Annotated in this window: 11 protein-coding genes; 7 read left to right on the forward strand and 4 right to left on the reverse strand. The window is 66.4% G+C overall.

Annotation, left to right across the window (positions count from 1 at the left end; translation table 11 throughout):
• The first annotated feature begins 126 nt into the window (after positions 1 to 126).
• The 4 genes from guaB (at position 127) to phoU (ending at position 5,463) form a co-directional block, all read left to right on the forward strand.
• Positions 127 to 1,668 carry an IMP dehydrogenase gene (guaB, locus tag ACZY08_RS10900; RefSeq protein WP_463744837.1) on the forward strand — a complete coding sequence of 514 codons (1,542 nt, stop codon included), beginning with the start codon at positions 127 to 129 and terminating at the stop codon, positions 1,666 to 1,668.
• 38 nt (positions 1,669 to 1,706) lie between these two features.
• The gene (locus ACZY08_RS10905; RefSeq protein WP_463745287.1) at positions 1,707 to 2,834 is read left to right on the forward strand and encodes a GuaB3 family IMP dehydrogenase-related protein; all 1,128 of its coding nucleotides are present in this window, start codon (positions 1,707 to 1,709) and stop codon (positions 2,832 to 2,834) included.
• 159 nt (positions 2,835 to 2,993) lie between these two features.
• Positions 2,994 to 4,730 carry a GMC oxidoreductase gene (locus ACZY08_RS10910; protein WP_463744836.1) on the forward strand — a complete coding sequence of 579 codons (1,737 nt, stop codon included), beginning with the start codon at positions 2,994 to 2,996 and terminating at the stop codon, positions 4,728 to 4,730.
• 73 nt (positions 4,731 to 4,803) lie between these two features.
• A complete protein-coding gene (gene phoU, locus ACZY08_RS10915; protein WP_463744835.1) occupies positions 4,804 to 5,463 on the forward strand; it encodes a phosphate signaling complex protein PhoU in 660 nt (219 codons plus the stop codon).
• 6 nt (positions 5,464 to 5,469) lie between these two features.
• On the opposite strand, the gene ACZY08_RS10920 is transcribed toward phoU, so the two are convergent.
• Entirely contained in the window at positions 5,470 to 6,096 is a 627-nt protein-coding gene (locus tag ACZY08_RS10920; RefSeq protein ID WP_463745286.1) for a TetR/AcrR family transcriptional regulator, read from the reverse strand.
• A gap of 46 nt (positions 6,097 to 6,142) precedes the next feature.
• On the opposite strand from ACZY08_RS10920, the gene ACZY08_RS10925 reads away from it, so the two are divergent.
• Together ACZY08_RS10925 and ACZY08_RS10930 are read left to right on the forward strand one after the other, a co-directional pair.
• Positions 6,143 to 6,850 (forward strand): P-loop NTPase family protein, encoded by a 708-nt coding sequence (locus ACZY08_RS10925; protein WP_463744834.1) that lies wholly within the window; start codon positions 6,143 to 6,145, stop codon positions 6,848 to 6,850.
• Position 6,851: 1 nt separating this feature from the next.
• A complete protein-coding gene (locus ACZY08_RS10930) occupies positions 6,852 to 8,849 on the forward strand; it encodes a YhgE/Pip family protein (RefSeq protein WP_463744833.1) in 1,998 nt (665 codons plus the stop codon).
• A gap of 1 nt (position 8,850) precedes the next feature.
• Here ACZY08_RS10930 and ACZY08_RS10935 read toward each other — a convergent pair whose 3' ends face one another.
• Positions 8,851 to 9,750 (reverse strand): TauD/TfdA dioxygenase family protein, encoded by a 900-nt coding sequence (locus ACZY08_RS10935; RefSeq protein ID WP_463744832.1) that lies wholly within the window; start codon positions 9,748 to 9,750, stop codon positions 8,851 to 8,853.
• Between the two features lie 73 nt (positions 9,751 to 9,823).
• Here ACZY08_RS10935 and ACZY08_RS10940 point away from each other — a divergent pair, with 73 nt between their 5' ends.
• Positions 9,824 to 10,429 carry a TetR/AcrR family transcriptional regulator gene (locus tag ACZY08_RS10940; protein WP_463744831.1) on the forward strand — a complete coding sequence of 202 codons (606 nt, stop codon included), beginning with the start codon at positions 9,824 to 9,826 and terminating at the stop codon, positions 10,427 to 10,429.
• Here ACZY08_RS10940 and ACZY08_RS10945 read toward each other — a convergent pair.
• Both ACZY08_RS10945 and ACZY08_RS10950 read right to left on the reverse strand, forming a co-directional pair.
• Entirely contained in the window at positions 10,406 to 11,851 is a 1,446-nt protein-coding gene (locus ACZY08_RS10945; RefSeq protein WP_463745285.1) for a catalase, read from the reverse strand. The two genes, ACZY08_RS10940 and ACZY08_RS10945, sit on opposite strands and share 24 nt — an antisense overlap.
• A gap of 128 nt (positions 11,852 to 11,979) precedes the next feature.
• On the reverse strand, positions 11,980 to 14,346 hold the full coding sequence (locus ACZY08_RS10950; RefSeq protein WP_463745284.1) for a glycoside hydrolase family 65 protein: 2,367 nt from the start codon (positions 14,344 to 14,346) through the stop codon (positions 11,980 to 11,982).

The raw sequence follows: 14,346 nt of genomic DNA on the forward strand, positions 1-14,346 counted from the left end.
CGCCAGCCGTCCTGATGCGCGCCGTGATCTGCGCCCTGAGGTGCAAGGAGCGGCAACATCGCTGTCGATATCCGAGCCGATAGAATCGAGTTACAAGCCCCACGCCTGCCACTGGAGGCCCCACCCATGTCGATCGCTGAAAGCAGCGTTCCCATCGCCGTACCGGTCCCCACCGGCGGCGACGATCCCACCAAGATCGCGATGCTCGGTCTCACCTTTGATGATGTGCTGCTGCTGCCGGCTGCTTCTGATGTGGTCCCCGCCACCGCTGACACCTCGAGCCAGCTGACCCGGAACATCCGTCTACGGGTGCCCATGGTGAGCTCGGCAATGGACACCGTCACCGAATCGCGGATGGCCATCGCCATGGCCCGCGCCGGCGGCATGGGTGTCCTGCACCGCAACCTTCCCGCTGCCGAACAGGCCGCCCAGGTGGAGACGGTGAAGCGGTCCGAGGCCGGCATGGTCACCGACCCGGTCACCTGCTCGCCGACCGACACCCTGGCCGAGGTCGACGCGATGTGCGCCCGGTTCCGGATCTCCGGTCTCCCGGTCGTCGATGAGGCCGGGCAGCTTGTTGGCATCATCACCAACCGCGACATGCGCTTCGAGGTCGACGAGAACAAGCCGGTCGCCGAGGTGATGACGAAACCGCCGCTGATCACCGCGCAAGAAGGGGTGTCCGCCGAGGCTGCACTGGGCCTGCTGCGTCGCCACAAGATCGAGAAGCTGCCGATCGTCGACGGCCACGGCAAGCTGACCGGCCTGATCACGGTCAAGGATTTCGTCAAGACCGAGCAGTTCCCGTTGGCCACCAAAGACAGCGACGGCCGGCTTCTGGTCGGCGCCGCCGTCGGCGTCGGGGAGGATGCCTGGGCCCGGGCCATGACACTGGTCGACGCCGGAGTCGACGTGCTGATCGTCGACACCGCCCACGCCCACAACCGGGGCGTGCTCGACATGGTGGCGCGGTTGAAGCAGACCGTGCGTGACCGCGTAGAAGTCGTCGGCGGCAACGTCGCGACCCGGGCCGCCGCCTCCGCGCTGGTGCAGGCCGGCGCCGACGCGGTCAAGGTCGGTGTGGGCCCCGGCTCGATCTGCACCACCCGTGTGGTCGCCGGTGTCGGCGCCCCGCAGATCACCGCCATCTTGGAGGCGGTGGCAGCCTGCCGTCCCTACGGCGTCCCGGTGATCGCCGACGGCGGCCTGCAGTACTCCGGCGACATCGCCAAGGCACTGGCGGCCGGCGCGTCGACGGCCATGCTGGGCTCGCTGCTGGCCGGCACCGCCGAGTCACCCGGTGACCTGATCTTCGTCAACGGCAAGCAGTTCAAGAGTTACCGCGGCATGGGTTCACTGGGTGCCATGCAGGGACGCGGCGGTGGCAAGTCCTACTCCAAGGACCGCTACTTCCAGGACGATGTGCTCTCCGAGGACAAGCTGGTGCCCGAGGGCATCGAGGGTCGGGTGCCGTTCCGCGGTCCGCTGGGGTCGGTGATCCATCAGCTGACGGGCGGGTTGCGGGCAGCCATGGGCTACACCGGCTCGGCGACCATCGAGCAGTTGCAGCAGGCGCAGTTCGTTCAGATCACGGCAGCCGGGTTGAAGGAAAGCCACCCCCACGACATCACCATGACTGTCGAGGCCCCCAACTACTACACCCGCTGATCCGGTGGGGCAGGAGACTAAGAACAGTCATGCGCGACATGGTTGAAATCGGCATGGGCAGAACCGCCCGCCGGACCTATGAGCTCGACGACGTCACGATCGTGCCCTCGCGGCGCACCCGATCGTCGAAGGACGTCTCGACGGCGTGGCAGCTCGATGCCTACCGCTTCGAGGTCCCGGTCATCGCACACCCGACCGATTCCCTGGTGTCGGTGGAGTTCGCGATCGAGATGGGTCGGCTCGGCGGGCTCGGCGTGCTCAACGGCGAGGGGCTGATCGGCCGGCATGCCGATGTCGAGGAGAAGATCGCCCGGGTGCTGGATGTCGCTGCGTCGGCACCTGACGATTCGGCGGCGATCCGGATGCTTCAGCAGTTGCATGCCGCGCCGCTGGACCCCGAGCTGCTGGGCGCGGCGGTGGCGCGTATCCGTGAGGCCGGCGTGACGACCGCGGTCCGCGTCAGCCCGCAGAATGCCCAGGCGCTGACCCCGACGCTGGTAGCCGCCGGGATCGACCTGCTGGTCATCCAGGGCACCATCATCTCGGCCGAGCGGGTCGCGTCCGATGGTGAGCCGTTGAACTTGAAGACGTTCATCTCCGAGCTCGACATCCCGGTGGTGGCCGGCGGCGTGCTCGACCATCGCACTGCCCTGCATCTGATGCGTACCGGCGCAGCCGGCGTGATCGTCGGCTATGGCTCCACGGCCGGTGTCACCACCAGCGACGAGGTGCTCGGCATCAGCGTGCCGATGGCCACGGCGATCGCCGACGCGGCGGCCGCCCGTCGCGAATACCTCGACGAGACCGGCGGCCGGTACGTGCACGTGCTGGCCGACGGTGACATCCACACGTCCGGAGACCTGGCCAAGGCGATCGCCTGCGGTGCCGACGCCGTCGTGCTGGGCACGCCGCTGGCGGTGGCTGCCGAGGCTCAGGGCGCCGGATGGTTCTGGCCGACCGCGGCTGCGCACCCGTCGTTGCCGCGCGGCGCCCTCCTTCAGGTGGCAGTCGGGGAGCGGCCGGGTCTCGAGCAGGTGCTCACCGGGCCGTCCGACGACCCGTTCGGCTCGTTGAACCTCGTCGGCGGCCTGCGGCGGTCGATGGCGAAGGCCGGGTACTGCGATCTCAAGGAGTTCCAGAAGGTGGGGCTCTCGGTCGGGAGCTGATCGCTGCGTGGGTCTTCGTCGGCGGTTTCTACGCGTGGGCTGTGCCGACGCCGGGTTCGCGACCCTCAGGTGGAAAATGACGCGCGACCCAAGCGATCTTCTTTACAAGTTAGGGCTTCCTGTCTAGAAGTTACCTGTGGGTAGCGTCATACTGAACACATGAAGCCTGACTATGACGTCTTGGTGATCGGTTCGGGGTTCGGCGGCAGCGTCAGTGCGCTGCGGCTGACAGAGAAGGGCTATCGGGTCGGTGTACTCGAAGCCGGCCAGCGGTTCACCGATGCCGACTTCGCCAAGACCTCGTGGGATCTGCGCAAGTTCCTCTGGGCCCCGCAACTGGGCATGTACGGCATCCAGCGCATCCATCTGCTGCGCAACGTGATGATCCTGGCCGGTGCCGGCGTGGGCGGCGGATCGCTGAACTACGCCAACACCCTCTACGTGCCGCCGGAGCCGTTCTTCAACGATCCGCAGTGGAAGGACATCACCGACTGGCGCGCCGAGTTGATGCCGCATTACGACCAGGCGCAGCGCATGCTCGGCGTGGTCAAGAACCCGACCTTCACCGACGCGGACCGCATCGTCAAAGAGGTGGCCGACGATATGGGTTGCGGTGACACGTTCGTCGCGACGCCGGTGGGTGTGTTCTTCGGACTCGACGATGAGATGACGCCGGGCAAAACAGTGCCGGACCCGTACTTCGGCGGTGTCGGACCGGCCCGCACCGGGTGTATCGAATGCGGCGAATGCATGACCGGATGTCGGCACGGCGCCAAGAACACGCTCGTCAAGAACTACCTGGGACTGGCGGAATCCGCTGGGGCGCAAGTGCATCCGATGACCACGGTGACGAGTTTCGAGCAGCGCGCCGACGGTCTGTGGGAGGTCACCACGGTCCGTACCGGCAGCAAGCTGCGGCGCAGACGTAAGACCTTCACCGCATCGCATCTGATCCTGGCGGCCGGTACGTACAACACCCAGAAGCTGTTGTTCAAGGTGCGGGACTCGGGAAAACTCGGAAAATTGTCCTCGCGTCTCGGCGTACTGACCCGCACGAACTCCGAGTCCATCGTGGGCGCCCAGACCCTGACGGTGCCGCCGGATCTCGATCTCACCCACGGCGTGGCCATCACCTCCTCGGTGCATCCCACCGCCGACACCCACGTCGAGCCGGTGCGCTACGGCAAGGGTTCCAACGCGATGGGGCTGCTGCAGACCTTGATGACCGACGGCACCGGGCCGCAGGGCACCGATGTGCCGCGCTGGCGGCAGTTCCTGGACCAGGGCCGTGAGCGGCCAGGGCTGCTGATCCGGCTGCTGAACCCGGCCCGCTGGAGTGAACGGACGGTCATCGCCCTGGTGATGCAGCATCTGGACAACTCGATCACCACCTTCACCAAGCGCGGGCCCGGTGGCAAGCGGGTGATGACGTCGAAACAGGGGCACGGCGAGCCGAATCCGACGTGGATCCCGGTGGGCAACGAGTTCACCAGGCGGATGGCGGAGAAGGTCGACGGAGTCGCGGGCGGCACCTGGGGCGAGCTGTTCAACATCCCGCTCACCGCACACTTCCTCGGTGGCGCGGCCATCGGTGACAGCGCCGAGCACGGCGTCATCGACCCGTATCAGCGCGTCTACAACTATCCGACGCTGTATGTCATGGACGGCGCGGCCATCTCGGCGAACCTCGGTGTGAATCCGTCGTTGTCGATCACGGCACAAGCCGAGCGTGCGGCGTCGTTGTGGCCGAACAAGGGCGAGGATGACCAGCGTCCGGCGCAGAATGAGCCGTACCGGAAACTGGCGCCGATCGCGCCGCAGCATCCCGTGGTGCCTGCCGAGGCTCCTGGTGGATTGCGGCGGCTGCCGATCGAGCCGGTCAATTCCGCCGGTTAGCAACCGGCCCCTTCCGGGTACCTAGTCCTCGCCGGGCGGTGAGGTCCGGTGGTGACTGGCGGGAGGGTGGCACATGCGCAAGGCGTTCCACGACGAGTTGGCGGCACTGTGCGATCAACTCGCCGAGATGTGTGCCCTGGCGGTGAGTGCGATGCAGCGGGCCAACGAGGCCTTGCTGGAATCGGACCTGTCGCTGGCCGAGCAGGTCATCGCCGATCACGAACGCATCGCCGCATACGGCCACCGAATCGAGGAGTCGGCGTTCCGGCTGCTGGTCCTGCAACAGCCGGTTGCCGGCGAGTTGCGCACGGTCGTCGGTTCGATGCACATCGCTGCGGACATCGACCGGATGGGCGCGCTTGCCGTGCATGTCGCGGACATCTCTCGATTGCGCCATCCCGATTGCGCCGTGCCGGACGAGGTGCGTGCGAGCTTCACCGATATGGGTTCGCAGGCGGTGCGGTTGGCGCAGACCGCGCAGGAGGTGCTGGTGTCGCGGGATCCCGACGCGGCCGCGCGCCTGCGCGATGAGGACGACGCCGTCGACGCCGAGCATCGCCACCTATTTACTCTGCTGCTGGACCGTCAGTGGGAGGACGGGGTGTGCTCGGCTGTCGACGTCGCATTGTTGGGCCGTTACTACGAGCGGTATGCCGATCACGCCGTCGAGATCGGCAAGCGGGTCATCTTCGAAGCCACCGGCGGGCGGCCGATGCACAAGAAGCTCGCCTGAGCCGGACTACCGCGTGGCGGCGGGCGAGGATTCCAGCAGCGCGGTGAAAAGCCGGGCGAGGGTGTCGATATCGATCGTGCCCGGCTGCAGCACCTCCTCGGTGGCAATGCCGGAGATGACGGTGACCACAAGTTGGGCGAGCGCCGACAGTTGGTGACCGGGCAGTGCGGTGCCGGCTTGTTCGACGATGTGCAGGGCCTGATCTGCCGCTGCGCGGCGGCGGGCCACCAACCGCTCGCGGAGTTGGGGATCACGTATCGCGCGGAGCCAGTACTCGATCAACACGATCTGGTACTCCGTCTGATCGTGGATCGAGTCCAGCGTTGACCGGCTGAGGGCCTCGGCGATCGTGGCGGTGTCGCCGCCGCCACTGTCGAGTGCGGTCGCGATCAGGGCGCCGCGACTCTCGAACTGGCGGTCCAGCAGCGCCAGGAACAGCTCGTCCTTGGATTCGAAGTTCGAGTACACCGCGCCCTTGGTGAATCCCGCGGCGTGACCGATGGCGTCGATGGTGGCGCCGGCGAACCCTTCGGCCGCGAAAACCTTCAGCGCGGCATCGAGGATCCGATCGCGTACCTCGTCGCGGGTGGGGCGGGTGCGGGCGGGTTTGACAGCCGACATGACCAACACAATACTCGCTAGTATCGTATGGATACCGGTGAGTATCGAAAGGTCGCGGATGGAAGACAGGGACGACGCCGAGGATGCCCAGGTGTCCGAGGAAGACGCGGCGCAGGACGCGCCGCAGATCATCGCGGCCGGACTGGGAGTCGACGGCGAGCACGGGCCACTGTTCTCGGATATCGACCTCGCACTCACGCCGGGATTCCACGCCATCCAGATGCCTGGCGGTTGGGGCCAGACCGCGCTGCTGCTGACGTTGGCGGGACGCCTGGCACCCAGCCACGGCACCGTGACCGTCTGCGGGGAAACCAACCCTCGTGCGATCAGGCGACAATGCGCGATCGCGGCGTTCGCCGACATCGACGAGCTGGAGGACTCGGTCACCGTGCAGACGGTGCTCGCCGAGCAGCGCCGGTGGCTGGCGCCGTGGTATCGACGGGTTCCGATCGAGGCCGGCGACGCCACGCTGCGCGAGGTGTTCGGCGAGCTGGTGCCGCCCGCGCCCGGGACCTACATCAGCGAGCTGTCCGATCTCGACCTGTTCCTGCTGAAGGTCACCCTGGCGCTGTTCTCGAATCGCCCCATCCTGGTGGTCGGCGACCTCGAACAGGTGAGGGACAACGCACGACGGGCGACGGCCGTCGAACGCCTCGGCGCCATCGCCACCAAGCGCAGTGTCGTTGTCGGCGTGACCAATCCGCTCGGGGTGGAAGCCCCGGACCACGATCTGCACGATCACCGAATCCTGACCGGAAAGAACTGAGATGGTCACATTCCCATTCGCCAAACGTTCGTTCGGCACACCTGCCGCCGGGCTCGCCTTCGGCTCCGAAATCAAACGCTTCCGCCGCAGCCGGTTGACCCGCGCCGCGATCGTGGTGCTGATGCTGCTGCCGCTCGTCTACGGCGCGCTCTACCTCTGGGCATACTGGGACCCGTTCGGGCAGGTCGACAAGATGCCGGTGGCACTGGTCAATTCCGATCGGGGCGCGGTGGTTTCGGGCCAGCACGTCAATGTCGGGTCAGAGATCGCCAAGAGCCTGACCGACGATGCCAGCCTGAACTGGCACGTGGTCGATGCGGACGAGGCGCGCAAAGGCGTCGACCATGGTCAGTACTACTTCATGCTGGAGCTGCCACCGGATTTCAGCGAGGCCATCGCGTCACCGCTGACCGGAAATCCCAAGCAGGCCAACCTGAACGCGGTCTACAACGACGCCAACAATTACATCTCGTCGAACATCGGCCGCACGGCCATCGACCAGGTGCTCAACGCGGTGTCGACGCGGATCTCGGGCCAGGCGGTCAACCAGGTGCTCTCGGTTGTGGTCAGCTCGGGTGCGGGGATAAAACAGGCGGCCGACGGTGCCGGCCAACTCGCCGATGGGGCAGTGAAAGTCGACGACGGCGCCGGTCAGGTGGCGTCCGGGCTGCACACGGCGCGGTCCGGGTCGGCCCAGCTGGCCACCGGCGCCAAGCAACTCTCCGATGGAATCAACAAGGCCACCGATCCGCTCGTGGCTGTGACCTCTGCGTTGTCGAAGGTCGGCGGCGACACTGCACAACTGGAGGACGGCACCGCGGCATTGCGGCAGGCCAACGATCAGATCGGTGCCATCACCGGCGCGCAGGATTCCGCCGCGACGGCATTGAACGCGGTGATCGATCAGCTCTCGACCAGCCCGGATCCGATCGCCAACAATGCCGCCGGAACCCTGCGCGGGGTGGCCGATGACCTTCGGGCCCACCAATTTACCCCGCAGATTCGTCAGCAGCTCACCGACGCCGAGAACGCGGCGATCTCGATGACGTCATCACTGCGCGACCCGGGCAGCCCGCTCAACTCGGCGCTGAATCAGGTGGGTACCAAAAACCGGGACCTCACTGCCCAGCTGAACCAGCTGCGCAGCGGTGCCCAGCAGCTGGCTTCGGGTAACGCCGAATTGGCCAGTGGCATAGCCAAACTCGACACCGGCGCCGGACAGCTGAAATCCGGCACCTCGCAGCTGCGGTCCGGCTCGGCCGAGTTGGCGACCAAGCTCGCCGACGGTGCCGGCCAGGTGCCGGACTGGACGCCTGCGCAGAAGGAGGCGATCGCCGACACCATCGGGGGTCCCGTTCACCTACAGAACTCGTCCGAGCACGCCGCACCCAACTTCGGCACCGGGATGGCGCCGTTCTTCATCACGCTGGCCCTGTTCTTCGGTGCGCTGGTGCTGTGGATGGTGTTGCGGCCGTTGCAGAACCGGCCGATTGCCGCGGAGGTGCTGGCGATCCGCGTGGTGCTCGCCAGCTACCTGCCCGCGGCAGTGATCGGGATGTTCCAGGCGATCATCTTGTATTGCGTCGTGCGGTTCGCGCTCGGCATGCAGGTGGCTCATCCGGTCGCGATGCTGGGCTTCATGATCCTGGTCTCGTGCGCCTTCGTCGCCGCGACGCAGGCGATCAACGCATTCGTCGGACCCGCGGTGGGCCGGGTGCTGCTGATGGCCCTGCTGATGCTCCAGCTGGTCAGCGCCGGCGGCATGTATCCGGTGGAGACCACGTCGCGGCCGTTCCAGGCGTTCCACAACTACGATCCGATGACGTACGGCGTCAACGGATTACGTCAGCTCATCCTCGGTGGGATCGATCACCGGCTCTGGCAGGCGATCATCACACTGCTGGTGATCTGGGTCGGTGCCCTGACCATCTCGGCCTTGTCGGCCCGACGCAACCGACTGTGGAACATGACCAGGCTGATGCCCGCCATCAAGATGTGAGTCAGACCGCCTGCAGTAGAGCGGCGTCCGCGAGCGGGCGACTCCGCTGCCCATGGATGTCGACGGGCACGTCGCCGGCGAGCGTCACGCGGTGCATCACCCGGCGCTGGTTGTCGTAATCGTCGACCGCACGGTGCTGGGTGGCCCGGTTGTCCCAGATGGCGACGTCGCCTATAGCCCAGTTCCAGCGAACGGTGTTCTCCGGGACGGTGATCCGACGCTGCAGCAACTCCAGCAGGGTGTCCGATTCATGGCTGTCCAAGCCCAGGAAGCCGCGGGTGAAGTCACCGGCCACCAGGGTGCGCTCACCGGTTTCGGGGTGTATCCGCACCACCGGGTGCTCGGTACGGAAGTCCGGCTTCTCGAAGGCGGCCCGCAGCTGCTGCTGTTCCTCGCTGAGCGCGGCAGCCGCCACCGCCGCGTAGTCGAAGCGGTTGCTGTGCACGGCCCAGAGATTCTCGGTGAGCCGCTTGAGTGGTTCGGGTAGTGCGTCATAGGCCGCCGCGGTTGATGCCCACAGAGTGGATCCACCGTATTCGGGCAACGTCACCGCGCGCAGGATCGAGATGGCGGGATAGTCCGGCACGAACGTGACGTCGGTGTGCCAGCGGGTGGCCTTGGCGTACTCGGAGTCGATCGGGGTGATCAGCGGTGCATCGTCCGACTTGAGGGCGTGATGGCCGATGGGCCGGCCCAGGAGCCGTGCGAACGCGTTGTGCTCTTCATCGGTGAGGTGGTGCTGACCGCCGAAGAAGATCACCTTGTGTTGCAGCAGCGCGCGCCGGATCTCGGCGACCGTGGCCTCATCGAGGTCTCCGCCCAGGTGCACGCCGTCGATGCGGGCGCCGATCCGGCTTCCGAGCTTCTTGACGGTGAGAGGAGCGGTGGTGGAAGCGGTCATCGGCGTGTCCTTTTCGCTGGTCGGAACAGCTGTAGTCAAGTGACTACACTTGCATGTCGGCTAGTGTAACCACATGACTACACCGACGCCACCGCCCACGGATGCGGCCGGTCCGGTCGGCCGGGACGAGGTGGTGGCCGCCGCGCTGGTGGCGGCGGCGGAGTTGTTCGCCGAACAAGGACCGGCGGCCACGTCGATCCGTGACATCGCGGCGAAGTCCAAGGTGAATCACGGACTCATCTACCGGCACTTCGGCACCAAAGATCAATTGGTGGGAGCCGTACTCGATCACCTCGGCGGCCGGCTCACCGCCTTGTTGGACGCCGGCGGTCCGGCCGACGAAATCGACCGGACCATGGACCAGCACATGCGGTTGATGGCCAGGGCACTGCTCGACGGTTATCCCGTGGGTCGGCTGCAGACGCGGTTCCCGGGGGTGACGAGGCTGCTCGGCCAGGTGCTTCCCCGTTTCGACGATGAACGCGGTGGCCGGCTCGCCGTCGCCAATGCCGTTGCGCTGCAACTGGGTTGGCGGATGTTCGAACCGTTCCTGAAATCGGCGACCGGCCTGGACTCGCTCAGCGACGATGAGATGCGCGCCGCGATGGGCGCCGAGATCGCGCGCATCCTCGAACCCGGCGCCGCCGCGGACTGGTCAGCCGCCGTTACGGACCGCTGATTCGACCTTCTCGCCGAGCTGTTTGTCCACGTTCTTCCAGTACTCGAAGGCACGCTCGAGCACGTGTTCGGAGACGCCCTTGGACAGGTGCCCGGCGATGTTGGAGACCAACCGGGCCCGTGCCGCGTCGTCGAGCACATCGCGCACCATTGTTCCGGCCTGACCCCAGTCGTCATCCTCGGCGTGCAGGCTGTAGGCGGCACGAACCATGTCGCCATCGGCGTGCCACAGCGATTCGCCGGTTCGCGCCGGATCGGCCTGGGGGCCGCCGTACGAATTGGGGGCATACACCGGATCGGACACATTCTTGATCCGCATGGCGCCGTCTTTCGAATAGCTGTGTACTTCGACCTTCGGCGCGTTGACCGGAATCTGCTTGTAGTTGCTGCCCAGCCGGTGACGGTGGGCATCGGCATAGGAGAAGTCGCGGGCCAACAGCATCTTGTCGGGACTCAGGCCCGTACCGGGCACTCGGTTGTTCGGTTCGAAAGCGGCCTGCTCAATCTCGGTGTGGTAATCGGTGACGTTGCGGTCCAGGCGCAACGTGCCGACGTCGATCAGCGGATAGTCGCCGTGCGGCCACACCTTGGTCAGGTCGAACGGATTGAACCGATAGTCCTTGGCCTCCTCGAACGGCATGATCTGCACTTTCAGCGACCAGGTCGGGAACTCGCCGCGCTCGATCGCCGAGTACAGATCGCGCTGGTGGGCGTCGCCGTCGATACCGGCCATCTCGTCGCCTTCCTCCTGCGTGAGGAACTCGACGCCCTGGTCCGTCTTGAAGTGGTATTTCACCCAGAAGATCTCGCCGGCCGCGTTGATCCAGCTGTAGGTGTGGCTGGAGTAGCCGTTCATGTGCCGCCAATCGCGGGGGATGCCACGATCACCCATCAGCCACGTCACCTGATGTGCGGACTCGGGGGACAACGTCCAGAAATCCCACTGCATGTCGTGATCGCGCAGGTTGTTTCCGGCCCGGCGCTTCTGGGAGCGGATGAAGTGCTGGAACTTCAGCGGGTCACGCATGAAGAACACCGGCGTGTTGTTGCCGACCATGTCGAAGTTGCCGTCGGACGTGTAGAACTTGGTGGCGAACCCACGTGGATCACGCCAGGTATCTGGGCTGCCGCGCTCGCCGGCCACGGTCGAAAACCGGGTCAGCGTCTCGGTTTTGACGCCCGGCTGGAACAGTGCGGCCTTGGTGTATGCGCTGACGTCGTTGGTGACCTCGAAGTGACCGAATGCGCCTCCGCCTTTGGCATGTGGCTGGCGCTCCGGGATGCGCTCCCGGTTGAACATCGCCATCTGCTCGATCAGATAGTGATCTTGCAGCAGGATCGGCCCGTCGGGACCTATCGTCAGCGAGTGCTCGTCGCTGTAGACCGGAATTCCGGCGTCGGTGGTTGTCGGCTTGGGCTGCATACCGGTCACCTTGCGCTCCTTTCGCTGTTCACGGTGGGCGCCAGGCAGCGACGCCACCGCCGTGACGTACGAGAACCGGGGTACCCCGCGACATCGGTACTTCAAACCCCGCCGGCCGCGACGGGTCCCTACCGCTCGGAGAGACCGGCGCGACGACGTATCGGCTCCCGGCCGGGCGGCTGAGGCGGAGGCGGCAGCAGCGGAGGCCGCGGAACGACGGCGACGGTGGTCGGCCCGGCGGTCTTGAGCGCCACGTCGTCGCCGGCGTGACGGATGGTCAGCGTCCCGTCTGGTCCGTCGCGCAGCGTGTAGGTGACGTTGTCGTGGGTCGCCTCGACAGTCACCCGAAAACCTCGCCACCGCAACCGGAATCGCAGGCAAGAGATGCCGTCGGGCAGACGCGGGTCGAGTGAGAGAACGCCCTCGTCGTCGCGCAGCCCGCCGAATCCGGCCACCAACGCCGTCCATGCGCCGGCCAGCGACGCCATGTGCAGGCCATCGCGGGTGTTCTGGTGCAGGTCACGCAGATCGATCAGCGCGGCTTCGTAGGCGTAGTCGTGGGCCAGCTCGAGATGGCCTACATCGGCACACATGACCGCCTGGGTGCAGGCGGACAGCGACGAGTCCCGGGTCGTGCGCCGCTCGTAGTAGTCGACGTTGCGGGCCCGCTGTTCCGGGGTGAACGCGTGGCTCTGCCACTGCATCGCCAGCACCAGATCGGCCTGCTTGAGCACCTGGGCCGGGTAGAGCCGCACATAGGGCTCGTGTAGCAGCAGCGGGTAGGCGGTGTTGGCGGAGAAATCCCATTCAGCCAGGGTGGTGAAGCCCTGACACTGCGGGTGCACACCCAACTCCTCGTCGTAGGGAATGTGGGCGGCGTCGGCCGCGTCGCGCCAGGCGGCGGTCTCCTCGGTGGTGACACCCATCGAGTAGGACGCATCCGGGTGGCGGGTGCACGCCGCCACCGCCACCCGCAGGTTGTGCGCGGCCATCAGATTGGTGAAGACGTTGTCGCGCACCACCGCGGTGTATTCGTCCGGTCCGGTCACGCCGTCCAGATGCCAGATCCCGTGGCGGTCGTGGTGACCCAATGACATCCACAGCCGGGCGGTGTCCACGAGAACCGCGAGGCCGCATTCCTGCTCGAGCGAATCATCGCCGGTGACAACGCGATAGCGCTCGAACGCGGCGGCGATGTCGGCGTTGATGTGCCACGCAGCGGTGCCCGCCGGCCAATACGCCGAGCACTCCTCGCCCCGGATGGTGCGCCACGGGAAGCTGGCGCCCTTGAGGTCAAGCTGTTGTGCACGCTCACGTGCCAGGTCCAGCGTGGAGGCCCGCCACCGCAGCGCGTCGGCGGCGGCCTGCGGTTTGGTGTAGGTGAGCACCGGGAGCACGAAGCCTTCGGTGTCCCAGAACGCATGGCCGTCATAGCCGGTCCCGGTCAGTCCCTTGCCCGCGATGGCGCGCCGCTCGGCACGGGCACTGGCCTGCAGCACGTGGAACAGCCCGAATCGCACCGCCTGCTGACAGTCCGGGTCGCCCTCGACTTCGACGTCCGCACAGTCCCAGAACTCGTCGAGGTAGGCGCGTTGAGAATCCAGCAGGCCCTGCCACCCGCTGTACCGGGCGCCGGTGATGGCGCCGGCGGCCTGATCGCGCAACGCGGGACGCGAGCGCAGGCTGGACCATCCGTAGCCGAGATATTTGACGATGCGCAGTTTCTGGCCGGGCCGCAGCCCACAGATGACGGTGGTCCGGGCCAGGTCGTCGCGGGCATCCGTGCTGACCTCGACTCGTCCGGGCACCTCGACGTCGTGGTCCATCGCGGCCGCCATCATCAGTCCACTGCCGACGGTGCGATGCACCAGAAGCGCACCGCTGTCGGTGTTTTCGTGATGTACAGCGCGAAGCGGATGCTTCAGTACGGCCGACACCCGTGGATCGTCGGATGTCTCGGGTTGATCCTCATTGGTGACAAGTTCGGATTGCACTGTCACCCGGACGAATTCGTCGATCGCCTCGACGCTGTACTCGATGGCGGCGACGCCGCGGTGGGCGAACGACACCAGGCGGGTGGAGACCACCTTGACCTGTTTTCCCGCCGGGGAACGCCAATGGGCGCGGCGGGTCAGGGTGCCGGCGCGCATGTCCAAGGTGCGCTCATGATCGATCAGGTCGCCGTAACGGACGTCGAAGGGCTCGTCGTCGACCAGGAGCCGCAGCAGCTTGCCGTTGGTGACATTGACGACGGTCTGCCCGGCCTCGGGGTAGCCGAATCCGGCTTCGGCGTAAGGCAGTGGACGCACCTCGAAGAACCCGGCCAGGTACGTGCCCGGCAGGCCGTACGGCTCGCCCTCGTCGAGATTGCCGCGCAGGCCGATGTGGCCGTTGGACAGCGAGAACAGCGATTCAGATTGCGCGAGGAGGTTGAGGTCCAGGCGGGTTTCCCGAACCTGCCACGGTTCCACCGGGTACGCGTCGTGGGTGATCAT

Source organism: Mycobacterium sp. IDUB_9, from assembly GCF_055419505.1.